The organism is Streptomyces zhaozhouensis (genome assembly GCF_900230195.1).
GTDB classification, from domain to species: Bacteria; Actinomycetota; Actinomycetes; order Streptomycetales; family Streptomycetaceae; genus Streptomyces; species Streptomyces zhaozhouensis.
Map to the genome: position 1 here is coordinate 173,281 of NZ_OCNE01000006.1, position 22,128 is coordinate 195,408.

Sequence of the window (22,128 nt, forward strand, 5' to 3'; positions counted from 1 at the left end):
GTCCGAGAATGGGCAAGTCCAGGCTCGCGGACGTCGCGCCGCTGTCGCCCTCGCAACGCGATCTGCTCTCCCGCGCCCTCGCCGACGAGCAGGCGCTGGCGCTGCTGACCGGGCAGGTGGAGTGCGCGTGGGAAGGGCCCCTGGACGTCGCGGCGTTGCGTGCCTCGATCGGCACCCTGCTGCGTCGGCACCCCGCGTTGACGGCCGGGTTCCTGACCGAGGACGGGGCGCGGCCCGTGCGGTTCCTGCCGGCCGACCCGGAATTGCCGTTCGTCGAGCACGATCTGAGCGCGTTGCCGCCGCTGGTGCGGGAGCGCGAGGTGGCGCGGTTGGCGGAGGTGGAGCGCGGACGGCGGTTGGCGCCCGCGGAGCCGCCGCTGGTGCGGTTCACGCTGCTGCGGACGGCGCCGGAGCGGCATCTGCTGCTGGTGACGCACCACCAGTTGGCGCTGGACAGGTGGGCGCGGCCGTTGCTGGTCGCCGAGTTGATGACGCTGCTGGCGGCGGGCGGTTCGGACGAGGAGCTGCCGGAGCCGCCGTCGTCGCGCGGCTGGTTCGACTGGCAGGCGGCCAGGGACGCCGAGGCCGACGCCGCGGCGTGGCAGCGGGTGTTGGGCGAGATCAGGCAGCCGGGATTTCTCACCCGTTCTGGCGACCGGCGGGTGCCGTTGGCGCGGGAGTCGTACGCGCATCCGCTGCCGGCCGGGCTGTCCGACCGGTTGAACGGGCTGGTGGACAGGACGGGTTCGACGCTGTCGGCGGTGCTGCACGCGGCCTGGGCGCTGGTGCTGGGGCGGTTCACGGGGCGTTCCGAGGTCGTCCTGGGCAGCGCCCTGCCGGGGCGCCCGCCGGAGGTGGCGGGCAGCGGTTCGCTGTTGGACTCGTTGGCGGCGGTGTTGCCGCTGCGGGTGGCGCTCGGGCCAGAGGAGACGCTGCTTGACCTGTTGCGGCAGGTGTCTCAGGGGCAGGAGGCGTTGGAGCCGCTGCCCTACGCGGCGCCGCCGCAGCCCACGGACGGGCTCTTCGACACGGTGGTGGGCTTCGGGGTGCGTTCGGTCGCGGACGCGCTGGCGGACTCCGCACCGGCGGGCGGCCCCCGGCTGGCGGGCGTGCGGGAGTTGGACTGCTCGCCACAGCCGCTGACGGTGCTGGGCAGCGCGGCGCCCGAGCTGACGCTGCGCTTCGACTACCGGCCCGACATCTTCGACCAGCCCGCGGTGGAGCGGCTGGCCGGCTGCCTTGAGCGGCTGCTGGTGGCGCTGGCCGACGACCCGGAGCAGGCGGTCGGCGCGGTGGACGTGCTGGACCCGGCCGAGCGCCAGCGGGTCCTGGTCGACTTCAACAACTCGGGGGTGCCGCTGTGGGCGCGCACCCTGCCGGAGCTCTTCGAGCAGCAGGTCAAGCGGGGGCCCGAGCAGCCGGCGCTGCTGGGCGAGCACGGGCTCGCGACGTACGGCGAGTTGAACGGCCGGGCCAACCGGCTGGCGCGGCTGCTGATCGCGCGCGGTATCGGCCCGGAGGACGTGGTGGCGTTGCCGCTGCCGCGTTCGGTCGATCTGGTGGTGGCGACGCTGGCGGTGGCCAAGGCGGGCGCGGCCTCCCTGCCGGTGGACCCGGCGGGCCGCGACGCGTGGCCGTCCGGGGTGAAGCCCGCGCTGACGCTCACCACCCGGGCGTGCGCCGGGGCGTTCGCGACGGGTGCGCGCGCCGAGGTGCCGACGTTGCCGCTGGACGCGCCGGACACCCTGGTCGAGCTGGGCCGGGCGGAGTCGACGAACCCGACGGACTCCGACCGCCGTCACCGGCTCCAGCCGGCGCACGCGGCGCTGCTGGTGGACGCCGGCGGGGCGAGGGGCGCGACGGTGGTCCCGCACACCGGTCTGGCGAGCCTGAGCGCGACGGCCGCGCAGCGGTTCGTCTTCACGGGCAACGACCGGGTGCTGATGTACGCGCGGCCGGGCTCCACGGGCTCGCTGCTCGAACTGACGGTGGCGTTGACGACCGGAGCGGCGCTGCTGGTCGCGCCGGCGGACGCGGGTGAGCGACGGCTGCCGACCGAGTTGATGACGCAGTGGCAGGTGACCCACGCGCTGGTCGACGCGGCGGCGCTGTCGGGTGCCCAGCCAGAGCAGCTGCCCTGGCTGCGGGTGCTGGTGCTGGACGGCACCGAGGTGGATCCCGAGTTGGTGGCGCGCTGGTCGCGCGGCAGGACCCTGGTCAGCGGCCTCTCGGCGGCGGAGACCAGCGCGTTGGCCGTGGTCAGCACGCCGCTGGGCGGCGGGCAGCCGCCGTCGCTCGGCGGGCCGGTCGTCGGGACGCGGGCGTTCGTGCTGGACGCGGCGCTGCGGCCGGTGCCGGTCGGGGTCGCGGGTGAGCTGTATCTGCTGGGCGCGGGCGTGGCGCGCGGCTACACGGGGCGCGCGGACGCCACGGCCGAGCGGCTGGTGGCGTGCCCGTTCGGTGGCCCGGGCGCGCGGATGTTCCGCACCGGGCAGCTGGCGCGGTGGCGGCCGCACGGGCAGTTGGAGTATCTGGGCGCGGCGGCCGGGCGCGCCGTCGGCGGACCCTCGGGCGTCGGACTGCTGCCGGCGACGCCGCAGTTGCTGGCGCTCGCACAGCGGCACGGCAGCCCGGAGGGGTACCAGGCGATGGTGCTCCAGGTGCCCGGCGGGCTCGACGAGTCGGCGCTGGTCGGGGCGTTGGGCGCGGTGCTCGACCACCATGACGCGCTGCGCGGCCGGCTGGTCGGCTCGGCCGCCATCGGCTGGGCGCTGGAGATCGCCGAGCCCGGCACGGCTGACGCCGCCGGCGCGTTCCGGCGGGTCGACGTGTTCGGGCGCTACGAGCGGGAGTTGGGCGCGTCGGTGGACGCGGCGCTGGCCGAGGCGGCCGGCGAGCTGGCGCCGAGGGACGGCGTGATGCTGCGGCTGGTGTGGCTGGACACCGGGCCCGGGAGGGCCGGACGGCTGCTGGTCGTGGCGCACCGGCTGGTGATCGACGACGCCTCCTGGCGGGTGCTGCTGCCCGATCTGCACGCGGCCTACCGGGCGTTGGCCGCGGGGGGCACGCCCCACCTGCCGGCGGTGCGTACCTCCGCGCGTGCGCTGGCCCTGGACCTGGCGCGGCAGGCCGCCGCGCGCTCCGCCGAGCTGGACGGCTGGCGGCAGGTGTTGCACGCCCCGGACGAGCCGGTGGCGCCGGGCGGCGCCGGAGCGGGCCGGCACACCGTCACGGTCGACCCGGCGGTGTCGGCCGCCGTGCTGCGCGCCGGCGCCGGCCTGCCGGTCCCCGGCCTCCCGGTGAACACGGTGGACGTGCTGCTGACGGCGCTCGGCGTCGCGGTCGCCGAGTGGCGCGCGGAGCGCGGGCTCGGCGGCGGGCGGCGCACACTGGTGGAGATCGTGGAGCACGGCCGGGGCGAGGGCCTGGGCGGGGCGGACCTGTCGCGCACCGTCGGCTGGTTCGCCAACAGCTACCCGGCGGCCGTCGACCCCGGTGAGGTGCCGGCCGAGGCGCTGGGCCGGGTCGCCGGCCAGCTCCGTGCCCTGCCGGGGCGCGGCGCCGGTTTCGGGCTGCTGCGCTGGCTCAACGCGGAGACCTCCGCGGTGCTGGCGGGTGCGCCGGAGCCGAGGATCACCTTCGGCTACCGGGGCCGTACCCCGGGCACGGGGCCCGACTCCGACTGGCTGCCGGTCTCCGAGGCGGCCGAGGACGGCGGTGCGCCGCTGCCACCCGGCCGTCAACTCGGCCTGGAGGTACGGACGGTGGAGTCCGGCCGGGGCGCGGTGCTGACCGCTGAGTGGCGGGGCGCCGACGGCCTGGGCGAGCCGGAGCTCGCGGCCATCGCCGCGCACTGGCTGGCCGCACTCGCCGACCTCGCCGGGCAGCGCGCCGCCGACGCCGGGCCGCCGGCCGCCGAACCGGCCGCGCTGCCGGGGCCGCAGCCGCTCACCGCCCGCCAGTCCGAGCTGCTGGGCGCGCTGGCGCCGGGCGAGGGCCGGGCTGGGGTGCACGCCGCGCAGTTGACGCTGGACCTGGAGGGGCCGCTGGACGCGGCGCGGCTGCGGACCGCGCTCGACGCGCTGCTGCGTCGGCACGGCGCGCTGCGCACCGGGCTCACCCCGGCCGGCGCCGAGGAGCCCCGGCCGGCGGGCGACCTGCCCTGGCAGGAGATCGACCTGGGCGACGTGCCCTCCCACCGGCAGGACGGCAGGCTGCTGTCCGTGCGGCGCAGCGAACGCGACCAGCCGTTCGCGCTGGACGCCCCGCCGCTGGCCAGGGGCGCCCTGGTGCGGCTCGGCGCCGACCGGCACCAACTGGTGCTCACCGCGCACCGGCTGCTGCTGGACGACCGCTCGCTCTCGCTGCTCCCGGGCGAGCTCCTCCATCTCTACGCCGCCGACGACCTCGACGCCGTCCCGGCCGCCCCCTCCTACCGGGCGGCGATGCCGGAGCTGACCGCGCTCGACGGGGAGGCCGATCTCGATGCGTGGCGCGCGGTCCTCGCCGGCCTGGACGGGCCGACGCTGGCAGCGGAGGCGCCCGGCGCGCCCGACACGGCGCCCGAGACGGTCGCCGTCGAGCTCTCCGACGCGGTCACCGAGCGGCTGACGGCGACCCTCCACGCCCGGGGCGTGCCGCTGGAGGCCGCCGCGCACGCCGCGTGGGCGCTGGCGCTCGGCGCGTTGACCGGGCGGCGGGACGTGGTGCTCGGCGTGACGGCCCCCGGCCGGTCGCCCGAGGCGGCCGGCGCGCTCGGCCCGTTCGACCACACGGTGCCGCTGCGCGTCCGGATCGACCCGGCGGAGCCGCTCACCGAGCTGCTCGGCCGCGTGCACGCCGACCGGACCGCGCTGCTGCCGCACCGCCGGGTCACCCTGGCCGCGTTGCGTCGACTGGCCGACGCCGGCCCGCTCCTCGACTCCTCCGTGACCGTGCGGGAGCCCGCCAGGCCGGCGCACGCGGGCGAGCCGCGGCTGACGTCCGTGGGGCGCCTGGACGCCGAGGCGCCACCGGTCACGTTGGCCGTGATCCCCGGTGAACGCCTCACGCTGCGGCTTGGCCACCGGCCCGACGCGCTGGGCGGTGCCGCGGCGGCGCGGCTGCTGGGCCGCGTGCGGCAGTTGCTCACGGCACTCGCCCTCACCCCCGGGGCCCGCACGGCGGCTGTCGGCCGCCCCGGCGAGGCGGAGCGGGTGCGGCTGGCCGCGTTCCAGGGCCGCGCCGAGCGGGCCGGGGCGGTGGAGACGGCGGTCGAGCGGTTCGAGCGGCAGGTCTCCGAGCGTCGCGACGCCCCCGCGCTGGTCACCGAGGCCGGCGAGCTGTCCTACGCCGAGCTGAACCTGCGTGCCAACCGGCTGGCCCGGCTGCTGATCCAGAGCGGTATCGGCGCCGAACGGGTGGTGGCGATCGCGCTGCCGCGCTCCGCCGATCTCGTGGTGGCGATGCTCGGCGTGCTCAAGTCCGGTGCCGCTCATCTGCTGTTGGACCCGACGGAGCCCGTGGTCCGCGCCGAGCGGCTGCTGACGGCCGCCGCCCCGCTGCTGCTGATCACCGACCAGGCCAACAGCGGCCGGCTGCGCACCGGGCTGGGCCCGGGGCGGCTGATCCTCGACGACCCGGGCGTGGTCCGCCAGTTGACCAGCGGTTTCGGCGAGCCGAACGCCCCCGAGCCTGCCTCCGACGCCCCCTCGGACGGCTCGTTGGACTCCGAGGCGACGACGCAGCTGCGCCTCTCCGACGTCTCCGGCGGCCGTCCCGAGCAGGACGACGCCGCCGGCCGGGGCCGTCCGGCGGGCAACGCGGGCGACCCGACCGACGCCGAGCGTGTCGCGCCGCTGCTCGGCGCCAGCCCCGCCTATGTCAGCCACGCCAGGGACCAAGCTTCGGGGCCGGGCGCGCTGGTCACCCAGGCCGGCGTGGCCGCGCTCGCGGACGCCGCGCTGCGGCTGACCGGGCTGGCGGCGGGCAGCCGTTCGCTGGCCACCGCGCGGCCCGGCGACCCCGAGGCCGAACGCGCGGTGTACTCCGCCCTGTTGAACGGCGCGACGCTGGTGCTGCCGGCGCAGGTGCCGGGCGGGCAGGCGTTGGCGACGCTGCTCGGGCAGGCGGCGGTGAGCCATCTGACGCTGGGTGACCAGGAGTTGACCACGCTCGGGCTGGCGGGGCCGCTGCCAGAGGGGCTGGTCGTGGTCGTGCCAGGCACCCCGCGCACGGCCCGGGACGCGAGCGCGCGGCCCACGGCGTTGGTGACCCGCGCGGTGCCGGAGAGCGGTGTGCCGGTGTCGGTGGCCGGCCCTGAGGCGCCGGAGGGCTCCGACGGGTTCGACGGTGCGGCCGCCTGGGGAACGCCGGCGCCCGGCGTGCGCCTTCAGGTGTTGGACGGGCTGCTGCGCCCGGTCCCGATCGGCGTCGCGGGCGAGCTCTACGTCTCGGGCTCCGGACTGGCCAGGGGCTACGCCGGACAGCCCGGCGCGACGGCGGCCCGGCTGGTCGCCGACCCGCAGGGCGAGCCGGGAGCGAGGATGCTGCGCACGGGCGCGGTGGTCCGTTGGACGGAGGACGGGCGCCTCGTGGGGGCCACCCCGCGCCCGGCGGTCGCGGCGGCCGAGCCGGGCCCGGTGCCCGACTACCGGCAGACGCTGCCGACCCCCGTCGTGCCCTCGGCCCAGGTTCAGGACCCGGCCCAGGCTCCGGCCGATCCCCGGGTGGCGAGCGCGCCGGTCGACGAGTCGGCGGCCGACGCGAGGTCGACGATGATGCTGAAGCTCCCGCCACCGGCGGAGACGGTGGACACGGCGCCCACGGCCGAGCCGCGGCCCGAGCCGCACAACCCGACGGTCGCGCTGCGAGTGGACAACCTCCCCGGGCCCGGGGGCTCAGGCCCCGAGTCGGGGGCCGACCGGCCGGCCGCCGAGAAAGCGCCGGCCGAGCCGCACAACCCGACGGTCGCGCTGCGGGTGGACAACCTGCCGGCACCGGAAGCCGAACGACCGGCCGCCGACGTTCCCGCCGAGCCGCCGCACCCGACGATCGCGCTGCGCGTCGACGATCTGCCGGCGCCGGCGACCGCCTCGCCGACCCCGGCCGGCACGCCGCGCGTGGATGACCTGCCGGCACCGGAAACGGAAGCCGCTGCCGCTGCCGCTGCCGCCGAAAGCGACACGAGCGCGGTGAGCGGTGGAAGCGGCGGTAACGGGGAGAGCGAGCAAGGCGACGCGCTGGAGGGCGCCCGCCCGGCAGCGGTGAGCGAGCCGGAGCCGGAGGCGGTATTCGCGGCGGAGCCGACGTCCGCCGTCGAGGCGGTCTCCGAGTCCGTCTCCGAGCCGGTCTCCGAGCCGGAAGCGGCCTCCGCGCCGAAGTCGGAGACTCGATCGGAGCCGGAGCTGGAGCCGGAGCAGGCGCAGGAGCACGCGCCCGAGCGGGAACGGAGCGCCGAGGCTCCGTCGGTCGGGGCGTCGGTCGCGGCGTCCGTCGCGGGGACGGGCGGGGCGCCACGGGACGCGGGGCCTCGGGCCACCGTTCCCGACGCCTTCCGCGTGCAGGTCGCCAAGACGCCGGCCGCGCCCGCGGTGGCGCTGTCCGGCAGCACCCTCTCCTACGCCGAACTGTACGAGCGCGTGGGCAGGCTGACCGGCGTCCTCGTGGGTCGGGAGATCGGCCCCGGAGCGACGGTCGCGTTGGGGGTGCCGCGTTCCGTCGAGCTGGTGGTCGGGCTGTTGGCGACCCTGGCCAGTGGCGCCGCCGCTTCGACGCGGACCGCGGGAGCCGACCTCACGCTCGTGGCGGCCGAGGCCGGCGCCGGTGAACTGGCGCTGGACCGTCCGGAGATCGCCGTCACGCCGGCGCCGCGCTCACCGGTCGCGGTGGCCGTGGACGAGCCGGCACTGGTCGGCCCGGCCGGTTCCGTCTCGCACGGCGAGGTCGTGGACCGCGCGCTGCGCGCCGCCGACGATCTGGCGGCGCTCCGTGAACGCGCCCCTGACGGCTCGGCGTTGCTGGAGATCCTGGGCACGCTGCTCAACGGCGGCACCGTGGAGGCGGGCGGTCCCCAGCCGGGGACCGGGCGGAACAGGCAGGAGCCGGAGCCGGAGCCCGTGACCGTCGAGGCCGAGGCGGCCCAGGAACCGGTCGGACGGGCGGAGTCTTCCGAGGCGCAGCCGGTCGAGGCGCAGTCCGTCGCGACGGAGGCCGTCAAGCCGGAGGCCGTGCCCCTCGTGGCGGCGGCCACCGACCCCGCCCCGGAACCGGAACCGGCATCAGAGCCGGCACCGGCACCGACGTCCGAAGCCGTCTCCGAGCCCGGCTCGGAGCCCGCCGCCGCACATGACGGGGTCACACAAGACCCCGCCGCACACGACGCCGTCGCGCATGACGCCGGCACCGGTGAGCTCCCGTTGCCGCCCAACGCGCGGTGGCTGCGGGAGCGCGGCGGCCCGCTGGCCGGCTGCCACCAGTCGGTGCTGGTGCGGACGCCGGGCGGCGCCGACGAGCAGTTGCTCGCCGACGCGCTCCAGGCGGTCGTCGACCACCACGCCGGGCTGCGGCTGGCCCTCACCACCGAGCCCGCCGACGGCACCGACGACGCCGGAGCCGCCGACGCGGGGGTGGAAGGGACGGGCGAGCCGTTCTGGACGCTGCGCGTCCGCGAGCCGGGTGCGGTGAACGCCGCGTTCTGCCTCACCAGGGCCGAGGTGCTGGGCCTCGAGGGCGAGGACCTGTATCCGACGCTCCGCACCGAGGCGGACCATCTGGTCACGGAACTGGACCCGGCGCAGGGCGAGATGCTGCGCGCGATCTGGTTCGACAGCGGCTTCGACGAGCCGGGCTATCTGCTGCTGGCCGCCCATCAGCTGGTCGTGGACGGCGTCTCGTGGCGGGTGCTGCTGGAGGACCTGGCCACCGCCTACGCCGCCGTGGTCGACGGCGGGACCCCGGTGCTGCCGCCGGTCGGCGCCTCGGTGCGGACCTGGGCGGAGCGGATCACCGCGGACTCCGAGGAGCGCGAGGACGAACTGCCGCTCTGGGAGGAGATCCTGGAGTGGTCGGACGGCGCGCTGACCGACCGCCCGTTCCTGCCGGAGGAGTCGGCGGCGCCGGGGGGCCTGACGGTGAGCCTGTCCGCCGAGGGCGGCGCCGCCGCGCTGCTCGGCACGGACGGGGGCGCCGATGGGGTGGGCGATCCGCTCGCCGTGCTGCTGGCCGGGCTCGCGCTGTCCGTCGGCGACTGGCGGCGGCGGCGCGGGATGAGCGAGGGCCAGGGGCTGCTGGTCGACGTGTTGGACACCGCGCGCAGGACCGGTGCGGAGCGGACGGTCGGTTGGCTCGCGTCGCCGCATCCGGTGCGCCTCGATCTGGCGGGCGTGCGCGGCGACGAGGCGGTGGCGCGGGTCGCCGAGACGCTGGAGGAGATCCCGGACCAGGGTCTGGGCTACGGGCTGCTGCGGTATCTGGAGCCCGAGCTGGCCGAGGATCTGGCGGACGCGGCGCAGCCGCAGCTCGGCTTCGCGTGGCTGGGCCGGTTCGCCGCGGCGGAGGCCGGTGACGCCGACGCCGAGTGGAAGCTGGTCGCCGACGGCGGCGGCGTCGGGCTGCCGGGTCCGGCCGGTGCCCGGGACACGCGGCTCTCGCACGGGTTGGAGATCAGCTGCCATGTGCAGGAGTTGGCCTCCGGTCCCCGGCTGGTGATCGGTTGGCGCTGGCCCGAGGGGCTGTGGACGCGGGAGTCGGTGGACGAGCTGGCCCAGGGGTTGCTGGCCGCGCTCGCCGCCCTCGCGGGCAGGGAGTCGGAGGTCGCGGTCGGCTGATCCGGCACGGCCTCGGCCGAGTTGATCCGGCACGGTCACGAGCGAGTCGGTCGGCACGTCGCGATCGAGGGGCGCGCTCGGGGATTCACACTCCCCCGGGCGCGCCTCTCGGCGTTGGTCCGCTTCCCGCGCCTGCGCACACCACCATCGGTGGGGCGGCGGGCCTTTGAAGCAGACCGTCCCCGGGCAACCAACGGGCGGCGGGCCCTGCCGCGAGTGCGGCGGGCGCTCGTTCCGCAACAGTTCGTCAACAGTTCCCCTCGGCTTTCCGAACCTCCCCGCGCCGAGGGAGCGGTGGACGACAGAACGGAGGGAGGGCAACGGGAGGCGTCCTTCGGTTGTCCGCGCGGCGTACGGTCTGTCCCAAACCGGGAACAGTCGGACTCCCGCGCCGGAGAAAGTTGAATGTTGCATTCCTTTCTGTCGATCGAATGACCGCTTTGGCAGCAAGTTGCCAAACCCCTCTCTGGCATTCGCGGAAACTTCGACTACGTTCTTGCGAGCGTCTCCCCCACGGCGGTTTACCTGCCCGGCACGGGGAGTCGCGCGTGGACGACGCCCCCACTCAGTCCCGTGTTCGGGCTGCTACGGTGTCGTCAGCTTCCGAATCCGTATTCGGATGACGGGAGAAGGTGGGCCGCGTGCCCATCCGAGCGGTGAGCGCGGGATTCCGACGCCTCTCCGGCTCGCGGTCGAACGGTTCCGCCTCGACCGGGAGACACCGGGAAGGCTTCGTGTCCCACGTGGGACCGCAAAGGCATATGCCGAGGCGCATACCTACGCATATGCCGGGAGAAGAAGATTCGAGGACGGCGGCACCGCCCGCCCTCACCGAATGCGTCGGACGTTCCGCCGGAGCGCGCTCCGCCGGACGGCCCGCTAACAGAAGACTCGTCTCGGGGGAGACCACACGCATGTACAGCAGCCGATGGCCGATGAGTTCTGAGCAGGCGGACGACACCACCGCCGACACCGTGTCCAACGGACCGGACACGCCGCCGGGGACGCCGGCGAGCGTCGCGGCGTCCTCCCAGGTGAACGACCACCGTCGGCGGCCGGCACCCCCCTGCGCGCGCCGGCGCGAACCACCCGCGCGCCGAGGGTCGTTCGTGCCCCGCAGGGGTCTCACGCGCCGCGCCGCCTTATCGGCAGCCCGGTGACAGCCCCGCCGCATCCGCCTCCCGCCTCCCGCCCGGACGTCCGAGCGCCCGCGCGCCTCACCCACTCGGAGTGACCGCGCCGCCGACAATCCCGAGGCATTTCTGGAGTCGCCGAGGCCCCGTCCCCAGCTGAGGGGATCGGGGACCGGTCAGCTCATCCGAACAAAGCGGAGGCACGCGCGGTCGCACGCGGGAACCGCATTTCCGCGCCTTCCAGAAAACCCAGTACGACGCCGTTCACTCCTGGCAGAACACCTCGCACGACCACGGTTCCGCGTGTCGGGGAACCCGGTTTCATTCCGTCTCGTTCCTGCTTCATTCGAGGGGCCTCGGAAGTTTCGAAGGGGGAAAATGTCCGCACCATCATCCGCCGCGGAGCATCTCCGGCCGTTGCCGGGCGCGAGCGGCGATGAGATCGAGTCCTCGCTGCTCCAGGCGCTGCGTCTCATCGAGTCCACCGTCTCGCTGCACCGCAACGGCGCCGACAACCGTTCCCTCCAGATGCTGCCCGGCCGGCTCGCGGCCTCGGGTACGGCGCGGCTGCTGATCGACGGGGCACAACGACGGATCAGCTACGCGGGCCCGCACCCGCCGCAGGGCGCGGAGGACGAGCAGGCGATGCTCTCCGGGCTGCACGCCGCCTACGAGCGCGGCGTCCGGGTGCGCATGTTGTACTCGGCGCCCCCGTTGGACCAGGAGGAGTCCGTCGGGCTGACCCCGCAGCCCGCCGGCTGGGAGGTCAGGGTCGCCGGCGGCGACGTGCAGGAGGCGCTGATCGTCGACGGCCGGGTCGCGCTGCTGCGCGGCGGCGACCGGCACGGCGCGCAGGCCGCCGTCACCGAGGACCCGGCCACGGTCCGGGCGTTGGACCTGCTGCTCGCCGGCACCTGGCAGACCGCGCTGACGCCGACCGCGCACCGGAGGCTGACCCAGCGGCTGCGGCGGACGCCCACGCAGCGGGTGCTGGGCCAGCTGCGGGACGGGGCGACGGACGAGGCGGCGGCGCCCGAGTTGGACATGTCGCTGCGCACCTACCGCCGCCTGGTCGCCGAGATCAAGTGCGCGCTGGGGGTCAACTCCCGTTTCCAGGCCGGGGTGCGGGCCGTCGAGCTGGGGCTGCTGCCGGACGGCGACCGGGCACGCCCGGAGCTGGCCGACCGCGAGTCGCTGGCCGCCACGCTCTCGGAGTCCCTCCAGGAGGCGCTGCACCCCGGCTCGCCCGCCCAGCGGCACCGTCAGGAGAGACCCCGGGGCAGCCGGGGCGATGAGCTGGAGCGTGCGCTGTTGGAGATCCGGACACTGATCGAGGAGACCAGGCGTCAGCACGCCAGCCAGCTCAGCCACCGCTCGCTGGTCTGCGAGGTCACGCTGGACGACGAGGCGTTGGTGACGGCCGTGCGGGAGCTGGTCGAGCAGGCCGAGCGGAGCGTGGACGTGGTGCTGGCCGCCGACCCCGCGCGGACCAGGAAGGTGCACGCGGCGCTCGCGCAGGTGGCGGCCGAGGCCCGCGCCGGGGTGCGGGTGCGGGTGCTGTGCAACCAGCCGGCGGTGGAGGCCGGCTGCCTCTCCGGGCCGGGGGCCGGCCGGCCGTGGGAGGTGCGGGTGGCCCGGATGCCGGCGCTGACCGCGACGATAGTGGACGACCGGGCGGCACTGGTCAGCACGGAGTCCCCCGCCGGTCGACGCGCGTCCATGATCCGCGCTCCCGGCGTCATCCGCACGTTGAACACGCTCTTCGCCGGCGTCTGGCGCAACGCGGTGCGCACGCCGGGGCAGTTGGACTTCGGCGGCCGGGTGCGGACCGAGACGGTGCGGCGCATCCTCCAGAAGCTCCAGATCGGGGTGACCGACGAGGTGGCGGCCAGGGAGCTGTCGGTCTCGGTGCGGACCTATCGGCGGCATGTCGCGGAGATCATGGCGGTGCTGGGGGCCACCTCGCGCTTCCAGGCGGGGGTGCGCGCCGCCGAGCTGGGGTTGCTGTCCGAGCCGGCGTGCGCCGACTCGCAGCTTCCTGCAAGCGAGGCTCCGCGGCAGCCCGGCGAGCGTTAGAACGACGGGAGGAGGACCGGCCGTTCGTCCAACGGCGCACGCCGGTCTCCACGCACGGGAGCGAGCGGGGGGCAGCCAGGGATGCGAGCGGATGGACCGGCCGGCGAGAGCCCCTGGTTCCGCCACTACCGGGGGACGACGGCGCCGCGCGTGCGGCTGGCGATCCTGCCGCACGCGGGCGGGACCGCGGCCTTCTACCACGAGTGGGGCGAGGCGTTCGGGCCGGACGTCGAGGTGCTGGTGGCGCGCTATCCGGGGCGGCAGCAGCGGCTCCACGAGCCCTGCATCGACCGGATGGAGCCGCTGGCCAACGAGGTGACGGGCGCGCTGCTGCCGTTCACCGACCTGCCGTTGGCGATATTCGGGCACAGCATGGGCGCGTCCCTCGGCTACGAGGTGGCGCTGCGCCTGGAGAAGCTGCACGGGGTGCGGCTCAGCGGGCTCTATGTCTCGGCGCGCAGCGCGCCGCACCGGGTGGCGCCCAGGGACGAGTATCTGGCGGACGACGCGACGCTGCTGGCCGAGGTGCGCCGGCTGGGCGGCACCGACGGCTCGGTGTTGGACGACCCGGAGATGCGGGAGCTGCTGCTGCCCGCGATACGCGCGGACTTCGCCGTGGTCGGCACCTACCGGCCGCGCGCCCCGATGCCGGTGAGCTGCCCCGTCGTGGCCTACGCGGGCGCCGACGACCCGTCGTCGCCGGTGGACGGCGTGCGGGCGTGGGGCGACGTGGCGCCGCTCGGGTTCACGCTGCGGGTGCTCGCGGGGGACCACTTCTATCTGGTCGGCCGGCGCGCCGAGGTGGTCGCCGACCTCCGGCGGAGACTGCTCGGCGCGCGGGAAGTGGCGCCTGGTCAGGGCCGCGGTTAGCAGCTTGTTGCAGCGCTCCTTGTGAGTCCGCGGGCGGCCTCGTTAAAAAGTTTTGAGAGAAAGCACCACCCCGAACGACACAGCTACACCGCACCACTTGAGCAGGATCCGCCCGCCGGCCGGGCCATTCGGCCCGTGAGCCGCCGGAGCGGACTTCTCACTCCCCCATCCAGGGACCCGACACGGGGCCCCCACCGAGAAGAGGACAGGTATGCCCGCCACCACGCGCGACGAGCGTCTTGCCACCATCAAGGAAATCGTCTGCGACATTCTGGAGATCGAGGAGGACGAGGTTACCGAGACCAGCCTCTTCAAGGAGGACCACGACGCGGACTCGCTGCGCGCCATCGAGATTCTGGCTGCGCTGGAAAAGGAGTTCGGTGTCGTCATCGACCAGGCCGAGCTGCCCCGCATGACCAACCTTCAGGGTGTCTACGCGGTGGTCTCGGAGTCCGCCGGCTGGTGACGCGCCGTCGCCGGCGTCAGCGGGCGGGCGCGGTCCGACGGGGCCGTCCAGCGGGCGGCCCACGACCGTGGGAGTGAAGGGGCAGTCATGACGGCAACACGGCTCGACGCCGGCGCCAAGGCGCCGGACGCCGAGGCCGGGCACCGGGTGGTGCTCACCGGCCTCGGCGTGGTCTCCAGCATCGGCCTGGGCGCCGACCGGTTCCTTGAGGGGCTGCGTGCCGGGCGCAGCGGCGCCCGGCCCATCTCGGTCTTCGACACCGAGGGCTTCGCCCACGCGCAGGGCTGCGAGGTGACGGAGTTCGAGCCCGAGCGCTGGATCGAGCGGCTGGAGCCGGCGCGGCTCGGCAGGGCCGCCCAGTTCTCCGCCGCCGCCGCCCGCATGGCGCTGGCGGACGCGGGGCTCGACCTCGACGTGCTGCGGGACCGCCGCGGCATGATCTCGATCGGCACCACCGACGGCGAGTCCTACGACCTCGACCAGCTGGTCGAGCGCGAGGTGGCCGACGGCGCCGGCGCGTTCGACGGCGAGGCGGCCCGGCGGGTGCCGGCGGCGCGGCTGTCGGTCGTCATCGCGCAGGAGTTGGGGCTTCCCGACGTCGAGGCGGTGACGGTGCCGACGGCCTGCGCCGCGGGGAACTACGCGATCGGCTACGGCTTCGACGCGGTCCGCAGCGGCGAGGCCGAGTTCGCGTTCTGCGGCGGCGCCGACGCGATGTGCCGCAAGACGTTCACCGGCTTCTACCGGCTGGGCACCATCGCGCCCGAGCGCTGCCAGCCGTTCGACGTGGACCGCAAGGGCATCCTCACCGGCGAGGGCGCCGGCGTGCTGATCCTGGAGCGGCTGGAGTCCGCGCTGGAGCGGGGCGCCACCATCTACGCCGAGGTGCTGGGCTACGGGCTCAACTGCGACGCCTACCACCCGGTCGCGCCGAACCAGGCGAGCGTCGCCGAGTGTATGCGGCTCGCCCACGAGAACGCGGGCGTCAAGCCGGAGCAGGTGGACCTCGTCTCCGCGCACGGCACCGGCACCCAGGCGAACGACGTCACGGAGACCGGGGCGATCCGCGAGGTGTTCGGCGAGACGCCGCCGCGCACCGTCTCCATGAAGTCGATGCTGGGCCACTCGATGGGCGCGGCGAGCGCGCTGGGCGCCATCGGCTGCGCCCTGGCGCTCCAGAACGACTTCATCCCGCCGACGATCAACCACGTCACCACCGACCCCGAGTGCCAGGTGGACTGCGTGCCGAACGAGGCGGTCCCCGCCGAACTGCGCGTGGTGCAGAACAACGGCCTCGCCTTCGGGGGGAACAACGCCGTGGTGCTGCTTGGCCGTTACGACGCTGCGGCCGAGGCGGCGGGCGCCGCCCCGGCCTGGGAGGCATGATGCTGAGCCGTCCGATCACCGGAATGGGCGCGGTGGCCAGCGTGGGCCGCGGCGTGGCCGAGCTGTTCGACGGGCTGTGCGAGCAGCGCACCGGCCACGCGGAGCTGCGCGGGTTCGACCGCAGCAGGTTCCGCGCGCGGCACGCGTACGAGGTGGACGACCGCGGCCCCGAGGGCGTGGACGTGCCGGCGCGGGCGACGCGGCTGCTGCTGGACGCCGTCGCGCAGGCCGCCGCGGACGCGGGCCTCGGCGAGGACCTGTCCGGCATCCCGATCCTGGTCGGCACCGGCCTGCGGGAGCTGCGTTCCGCGGAGCTGTGGTGGCGGGACGGCGCCGAGTTGGACGACGCCGGGCTGCACTTCGGCACGGCGCTGCGCGAGCGGTTCGGCGCCGACGACACGCACACGTTCTCCAACGCCTGCTCGGCCTCGCTCTACGCGCTGGCCCTCGCCTCCGACCTGTTGGAGCAGGACGACACGGACACGGTGATCGTGGCCGGCGTCGACGTGCTGACGGAGTCGATGTACGGCCTGCTGGAACGGGTCCATCCGGCGCCGCCGGACCGGGTGCGGCCCTTCGACGCGCACCGTACCGGGGTGTTGATGGGTGAGGGCGCCGCCGCCGTGGTGCTGCACCGCGACGGGGAGGCCGCGGGCGAGCGCGCGGTCCGCGCCCGGCTGCGGGGCGTCGCGGTGAACTGCGACGCCTACCACGTGACCGCGCCGGACCCGGACGGCATCGCGACCGCGATCCGCTCGGCGCACCGGCTTGCGGGCGTCAAGCCGGCCGACGTGGACCTGGTGATGCTGCACGGCACCGGCACCCTGCTCAACGACGAGGCCGAGGCCACCGCCATGGCCGAGGTGCTGGGCGAGGACGCCGACCGGCCGCTGATGACGGCGGTCAAGTCGATGACCGGCCACACCTCGGGCGGCTCCGGGCTGCTCAACCTGGTGATGGGCGTGCGGGCCATGGAGGAGGGCCGGGTGCCGCCGACGCTGGGCCTGGAGCAGCCCGTGGAGGAGGCCGCCGGCTTCCGCTTCGTCACCGGCGAGCCGGCCCAGGCTCCGGTGCGCGTCGCCCAGTTGAACGCTTTCGGCTTTGGCGGCATCAACGCCGTCGCGATCGTGGAGGCCGCCCGATGAGCACGTCCGTGGTGGTGACCGGGGCCGCCGTGCTGCTGCCCGGCGCCGACTCCCTGCCCGCGCTGCTGACGGGTCCGGCCGCCGACGGCGAGCCGCCGGCGCCCGCCGGGCTGGTCGGCAAGAAGGGGCTGCGGTACAAGGACCGCGCCACGCAGCTGGGTTACTGCCTGGCGGTGGCCGCGCTGCGCGACGCCGGTCTCGTGGAGGGCGAGAAGCCCACCGGGACCACCGTGCCCGCCGAGTCGGTCGGCGTCGTGGCCAGCTCCAACTACGGCAATCTCGACACCGTCGCCCGCGCGCTGGACACCATCCGCGAGGAGACGGTGACCGGCACCAGCCCGATGGACCTGCCGAACGCGTCGAGCAACGTGATCGCCTCCTCGATCGCGATCCGCTACCAGTTGCGCGGTCCCAACCTGATGGTGTGCAACGGCGCCACCTCGGGTCTGGACGCGGTGCGTTGGGCGGCGACCATGATCAGGGCCGGGCGGGTCAGCCGGGTGCTGGTGCTGGGCGTCGAGCCGGACAACGAGGTGGTGCGCCGGCTGCTGGACGGCCGCCGCGCCGTGGACGGCGGCGCCGCCGTGGTGCTGGAGGCGGCCGATGCCGCCGCCGAGCGCGGCGTCGCGCCGCGCGCGGTCCTCGGCCGGGGGACCAGGGCGGCCGACACGGCCGCCGTGCTGGACCGGCTCTCCGGTGACGCGGCGCGCTGGCTCGGCCCGGAGGCCGGTCCGGGCGCCGCCGCCCCGGAGGCGCTGCCGGTGGAGGCCGGCGCCGTCCTGCCCGAGCACGCCGGGCGTGCCTCGGGCGCCCTGGGCGTTCTGCAGCTTGCCACGGCCGTCGGCTGGTTCGACGAGGGCGCCGTCGGCCGCGTGGTGGCGCTGGCCGGCACCGCGGGGGACGACGCCAGCGCCGGCCTCGAACTGATCGCGCCGGGGGCGCCGTGAACGGCACGACCGGGGCCGAGCCGCCGGTCACGGTGGCTCGGCGCACGCACGGCGCCGGGCCCCGGCTGCTGTTGCTGCACGGCCTGGCGGCGGGCGAGTCCCTGTGGGACGCCTGCCTGCCGCTGCTGCCGTCCGACTGCTCCGTCTGGACGGCTCAACTCCCCTGGCGCAACGGCGGCGTCGAGGACTGGGCGCGGCGCGGGGACCCGGGCGGCTGGCTGCGCCAGGCGCTGGACGCGGTGCCCGACGGCCCCGAGGTCGTGGTCGCGCACTCCATGGCGGCGACGCTGCTGCTGGACGTGCTGCACCGGGAGGCCGAGGAGGGCCGCGAGCCGCTGGCCGAGCGGAACACCCGCGCCCTGGCGCTGGTCTCACCGTTCTACCGGGCCTCGGCCGAGGAGTTCGACTGGGAGACCATCACCTACTACCTGAACGACTTCCACCTGATCATGGAGGAGGGCATCCGGGTCCACTCCGCCGGCCGGTTCGCGCCCGACATCCAGCGCGCCATGGGCGAGCGGGTGCGGGACTTCGTCGGCCCCTACGGGTGGATGCGCTTCTTCGACCTGTATCTGCGCACGCCCGATCTGCGGGTGGACCGGTTCGACGTGCCGTGCCTGCTGCTGGCCGGCGAGCGTGACTTCGCCGCTCCGCCCGGGGAGACCCTGGCGCTGGCCTCGGCGCTGCCCGACGCCCGCGCCGAACTGCTGCCGGAGACCGGCCACTTCCCCATGATCGAGAACGCCGCCGCGTTCACCCACGCGCTCAACGCGTTCCTCGCCGCGACCGTGGCATCCGATTCCCGCACTTTGGAGCCCCAGAGATGAGCATCGTCACAGAAACCGCAGTGAAGGCGCTGCTGAGCACGAAGAGCAGCACCCAGGTGCGGCCCCGCTACGAGGGGTCCAACATCTGCACCTGGATCGGCTTCAAGCACGTCAACTACATGGTCGAGGAGGCGGTCCTCGACCACTTCCGGCAGTCGGAGCTGCCGGCGCGCGGCCTGTACGAGGAGCACGGCCTGGGCCTGGACATCGTCGGCCTGGACACCCGCATCCTGCACGCGTTCCACATGGACGACCTCGCCACCGCGACCGTCACTCCGCACACCAAGGACGCGGACGGCACCATCGGTCTGAAGGTCGTCATCGAGGTCGAGCGGGACGGGGAGACCCTGAAGGCCGTCACCTCGAAGGTCCGCGTCGCGCTGCGGATCGACGGCTACCTCGCGGCGGCCGAGCCGGCGCCCGAGGCGCTGGCCAGGTTCGCCGTGGAGCGGCTCGGCGGCCACGCCGTGACCGACGTGGAGCCCTCGGCCGCCGTCGTCGAGGCCGCCGCCGGCATCGAGCACGACCCGTCGACGATCGTCCGTTCCGACGACCCGTCCGACCCGCTGCTCGCCGCGCTCACCCAGGGCGCCAACGCCTACGCCTGGAAGTGGCGGATCCCCTACCCGTACTGCCACTTCACGGAGCGCCTGCAGATGTCCGGCTACCTGCGGCTGATGGAGGAGGCCAAGGACCTCTTCGTCGCCGAGCGCGGCATCTCCATCAAGTCGCTGCTGGACGACCGCCGCTGGATTCCGGTCGTGCCGCACTCCTCGATCACCCTCACGGACGAGGCGCTGATGGAGGAGGTGCTGTACACGGTCTTCACCGTGGAGGAGGTCTTCAAGGACTTCGTCTACACCTCCCGGATGGACACCTACGTCGTCCGCGACGGCAAGCCGGTGCTCACCTCCACCGGCAAGATCACCCACGGGTACGCGGTGATCGAGAACCGCCGCGACTGGAAGCTGGTCAGCCTCGACCAGCGGGTGCTGGACGCGGTGAACGGCACGGCGACGGGTTCGGTGCGGGACGCGTGAACGCCACCTGGGAGGGAGCGGCCGGCCGGCCCCGGCATCTGCTGGTGGAGAGCCAGGGCCGCGCCGACGTCGGGGAGTTCGGGTTCCGCAGGGACGCGGTGGCGCTGGCCGCCGCCGGGCGGGGGGTGTTGCTCTACCTCGTCCAGGACGGGGTGGCGCTGGCCCTGCCCGGCAGCGACGAGCGGCTGGACGCGTTCCAGGCGGCCGGCGGCACGCTCGCCGCCGACGACTTCTCGCTGGCGCAGCGCGGCCTGGCCGACGCGCCGCTCCGTCCCAGGACCCAGGTCGCCGGCATGGACGACCTGGCCCGTTGGGTGCTCGACCCGGACGTACAGGTGGTGTGGCACTAGCGATGGCTCGACGCATTCCGAAGACCGACGTGCTGGTGACGCTGATGGGCGCGCCGCACGCGTCCGACCAGGTCACCAGCGCCCTGCGGCTCACCCAGGCGCTGCTGGAGCGCGGCGCCGGCGTCCAGGTGTGGACGTGCGGCTACGCCACGCTGCTGACCCAGCGCGCGCTGGGCGAGGACAAGCCGCGCAACCTGGCCGACTGGAACACCGACTACCCCTCGATGGCCCGGGTGGCCACCGGGATGCTGGAGGCGTTCCCCGACCAGCTGTACTGGTACGGCTGCCGGTTCTGCAGCGACGACCGGGGCGCCCACGACCATCTGCCGCAGGTGGTGCTGCGGCCCCCGGCCGGGTACGCGGCGAACGTGGCCGCCGCCCGCCGGGTCATCAAGATCGGGGTGATCTGAGATGCCCCCCGAGGCGAGGCCGACCCCGAGGGCGGGCACGGGCGCGGTCGAGGAGACCGACGAGCGGCGCTGCCTGGGCATCGTGGAGCGCGCCTACCGGGGCGCGTTGGAGAAGCAGTTCTTCGACGAGCTCTATCTCTCGGTCGAGATGCACCGCCAGCTCGGCGGGCTCGACCTGCTGCTGCGCGGTCAGGCGGTCTGCTACGCGGCGGCCTCGGCGACCGTTCCCGAGCTGCGGTTCGGCAAGGCGACCGTGACCACGCTCAGCGACCACCGCCGGGACCTGGTCACCCTGCTGGAGAACGGCGTGCGGGTCCTCGCCGAGGAGTCGTCGCTGGCGGCGTATCTGCCGGGCGGCGCCGCGCGGTTGACGCCGGGCGTGGTCCCCGTCGCCGACGGCGAGTTGGCCCCGCGCTGGCCCGACTACCGGCTGGTGTTCTTCATATGACGACGCCGACGACCGCGCCGACGACCGCGCCGACGCCCAGGACCGCGCCCCCGGGCGCCCCACCACGACCCTGCGAGTAGGAACGAGACGGACATGAGCCCCACCACCGTCGCCACCCGGCGTCCGGTCATCACGGCCTGGTCGGCCGTCTCCCCGTTCGGGGTCGGCCGCGCCGCGTTCAACGCCGGCATGGCCGAACGCCGGTCGACGGCCGCCCCGTTGGACCCGGAGCTGGGCCCGATGCCGCACGAGACGGCCTGCCTGGTGCCCGGCTTCGACGTCCGCGCCCAGCTGGGCAAGAAGGGCACCCGGTCCATGGACCGCGTCACCGGGCTGACCGTGACCGCCGTGGGCCAGTTGCTCGACGAGGCGGAGCGCAACCGCCGCGTCGGCACCGGCGAGGAGGCCGCGTTCGTGCTCGGCACCACGACCGGCAGCGCCCAGTCGATGATGGACTTCACCAGGGAGTCGCTCACCGGCGACAAGCCGTTCTTCGTCGACCCGGCGCGCTTCCCCAACACCGTGATGAACTGCGCCGCCGGCCAGAGCGCCATCTGGTACCAGCTGAAGGGCCCCAACACCACCGTCGCCGGGGGCCGGAGCGCCGGGCTGCACGCGCTGAACTACGCGCGCCGGCTGCTGTCCACGGGCCGCGCGCGGGCCGTGCTGTGCGGCTCCGCGGAGGAGTTCACGCCGGCGCGCGCCTGGCTCGAACACCGCTCCGCCGAGCGGGAGACCGCCGGCGCCGCGCTGGGCGAGGGCGGGGCCGTGCTGCTGGTCGAGCCCGCCGGAGGCGAGGACCAGCCGGTGCTGGCCGAGGTACTGGCCGTCGAGCTGGGCGTGGAGCTGGACGGCGACACCCGGGGCGCCCTCGCGCGCACCCTGCGCCGCGCCCTCCAGCGCGCCGAGGTCACGCCGGACGAGGTGTCGGCGGTGGCCTGCTCGGGCGCGCCCGGCGCCGCGGGCGAAGCCGAACTGGACGCGGTGAACGAGGCGTTGGGCGGCTCCGGCGCCGACTCCGCGCGGATCACCCATCTGCCGGCCGAGCTGATAGGCGACACCGGCGCCGCCGCCACCACGCTCGGCATCGCCACCCTGCTCTCCGAGGCCGAACGGGCGCCCTCGGGCGACCGGATCGGCCTGATCACCTCCGTCGACCGCGCCGGCTCCGTCGGCTGCGCGGTGCTGCGCCTCCGCTGAGCGGGGCGCCCGCCCAAGACCCGC

13 protein-coding genes are annotated in these 22,128 nt (G+C 75.1%); all 13 read left to right on the forward strand.

From position 1 onward, the window contains the following. The first annotated feature begins 8 nt into the window (after positions 1-8). Entirely contained in the window at positions 9-9,806 is a 9,798-nt protein-coding gene (locus CRP51_RS11765) for a condensation domain-containing protein (protein ID WP_097231046.1), read from the forward strand. A gap of 1,511 nt (positions 9,807-11,317) precedes the next feature. Continuing rightward, positions 11,318-13,015 carry a hypothetical protein gene (locus CRP51_RS11770; protein ID WP_141514585.1) on the forward strand — a complete coding sequence of 566 codons (1,698 nt, stop codon included), beginning with the start codon at positions 11,318-11,320 and terminating at the stop codon, positions 13,013-13,015. An 81-nt stretch (positions 13,016-13,096) separates the two neighbouring features. Then, positions 13,097-13,885, forward strand: a complete 789-nt coding sequence (locus CRP51_RS11775) for a thioesterase II family protein (RefSeq protein WP_097231048.1) — start codon at positions 13,097-13,099, stop codon at positions 13,883-13,885. A gap of 211 nt (positions 13,886-14,096) precedes the next feature. Next, positions 14,097-14,351, forward strand: coding sequence for an acyl carrier protein (locus CRP51_RS11780; RefSeq protein ID WP_097231049.1), 255 nt, complete (start codon positions 14,097-14,099; stop codon positions 14,349-14,351). An 87-nt stretch (positions 14,352-14,438) separates the two neighbouring features. Continuing rightward, a complete protein-coding gene (locus tag CRP51_RS11785; protein ID WP_097231050.1) occupies positions 14,439-15,737 on the forward strand; it encodes a beta-ketoacyl-[acyl-carrier-protein] synthase family protein in 1,299 nt (432 codons plus the stop codon). Then, positions 15,737-16,882: a beta-ketoacyl-[acyl-carrier-protein] synthase family protein gene (locus CRP51_RS11790; protein WP_097231051.1), complete on the forward strand. Its 1,146-nt coding sequence runs from the start codon at positions 15,737-15,739 to the stop codon at positions 16,880-16,882. The genes CRP51_RS11785 and CRP51_RS11790 overlap by 1 nt, the downstream gene beginning before the upstream one ends. Then, complete coding sequence (locus tag CRP51_RS11795; RefSeq protein ID WP_097231052.1) at positions 16,879-17,829, forward strand: beta-ketoacyl synthase N-terminal-like domain-containing protein; 951 nt, start codon at positions 16,879-16,881, stop codon at positions 17,827-17,829. The genes CRP51_RS11790 and CRP51_RS11795 overlap by 4 nt, the downstream gene beginning before the upstream one ends. Then, positions 17,826-18,656, forward strand: coding sequence for an alpha/beta fold hydrolase (locus CRP51_RS11800; RefSeq protein ID WP_097231053.1), 831 nt, complete (start codon positions 17,826-17,828; stop codon positions 18,654-18,656). The genes CRP51_RS11795 and CRP51_RS11800 overlap by 4 nt, the downstream gene beginning before the upstream one ends. Next, positions 18,653-19,696 carry a hypothetical protein gene (locus CRP51_RS11805; protein WP_097231054.1) on the forward strand — a complete coding sequence of 348 codons (1,044 nt, stop codon included), beginning with the start codon at positions 18,653-18,655 and terminating at the stop codon, positions 19,694-19,696. Before CRP51_RS11800 ends, CRP51_RS11805 begins: the two co-directional genes overlap by 4 nt. Continuing rightward, a complete protein-coding gene (locus CRP51_RS11810) occupies positions 19,693-20,046 on the forward strand; it encodes a hypothetical protein (protein WP_097231055.1) in 354 nt (117 codons plus the stop codon). The genes CRP51_RS11805 and CRP51_RS11810 overlap by 4 nt, the downstream gene beginning before the upstream one ends. 2 nt (positions 20,047-20,048) lie before the next feature. Beyond that, the gene (locus tag CRP51_RS11815) at positions 20,049-20,456 is read left to right on the forward strand and encodes a hypothetical protein (protein WP_097231056.1); all 408 of its coding nucleotides are present in this window, start codon (positions 20,049-20,051) and stop codon (positions 20,454-20,456) included. A 1-nt stretch (position 20,457) separates the two neighbouring features. After that, positions 20,458-20,904 carry a hypothetical protein gene (locus CRP51_RS11820; protein WP_245880531.1) on the forward strand — a complete coding sequence of 149 codons (447 nt, stop codon included), beginning with the start codon at positions 20,458-20,460 and terminating at the stop codon, positions 20,902-20,904. 93 nt (positions 20,905-20,997) lie between these two features. After that, the gene (locus CRP51_RS11825; protein ID WP_097231057.1) at positions 20,998-22,104 is read left to right on the forward strand and encodes a beta-ketoacyl synthase N-terminal-like domain-containing protein; all 1,107 of its coding nucleotides are present in this window, start codon (positions 20,998-21,000) and stop codon (positions 22,102-22,104) included. The last annotated feature ends 24 nt before the right edge of the window (positions 22,105-22,128 follow it).

Excerpts from the sequence above, each read along its gene's own strand:
- CRP51_RS11765 (WP_097231046.1), top strand. The coding sequence starts at position 9 with ATGGGCAAGTCCAGGCTCGCGGACGTCGCGCCGCTGTCGCCCTCGCAA.
- CRP51_RS11770 (WP_141514585.1), top strand. The coding sequence starts at position 11,318 with ATGTCCGCACCATCATCCGCCGCGGAGCATCTCCGGCCGTTGCCGGGC.
- CRP51_RS11775 (WP_097231048.1), top strand. The coding sequence starts at position 13,097 with ATGCGAGCGGATGGACCGGCCGGCGAGAGCCCCTGGTTCCGCCACTAC.
- CRP51_RS11780 (WP_097231049.1), top strand. The coding sequence starts at position 14,097 with ATGCCCGCCACCACGCGCGACGAGCGTCTTGCCACCATCAAGGAAATC.
- CRP51_RS11785 (WP_097231050.1), top strand. The coding sequence starts at position 14,439 with ATGACGGCAACACGGCTCGACGCCGGCGCCAAGGCGCCGGACGCCGAG.
- CRP51_RS11790 (WP_097231051.1), top strand. The coding sequence starts at position 15,737 with ATGCTGAGCCGTCCGATCACCGGAATGGGCGCGGTGGCCAGCGTGGGC.
- CRP51_RS11795 (WP_097231052.1), top strand. The coding sequence starts at position 16,879 with ATGAGCACGTCCGTGGTGGTGACCGGGGCCGCCGTGCTGCTGCCCGGC.
- CRP51_RS11805 (WP_097231054.1), top strand. The coding sequence starts at position 18,653 with ATGAGCATCGTCACAGAAACCGCAGTGAAGGCGCTGCTGAGCACGAAG.
- CRP51_RS11815 (WP_097231056.1), top strand. The coding sequence starts at position 20,049 with ATGGCTCGACGCATTCCGAAGACCGACGTGCTGGTGACGCTGATGGGC.
- CRP51_RS11820 (WP_245880531.1), top strand. The coding sequence starts at position 20,458 with ATGCCCCCCGAGGCGAGGCCGACCCCGAGGGCGGGCACGGGCGCGGTC.
- CRP51_RS11825 (WP_097231057.1), top strand. The coding sequence starts at position 20,998 with ATGAGCCCCACCACCGTCGCCACCCGGCGTCCGGTCATCACGGCCTGG.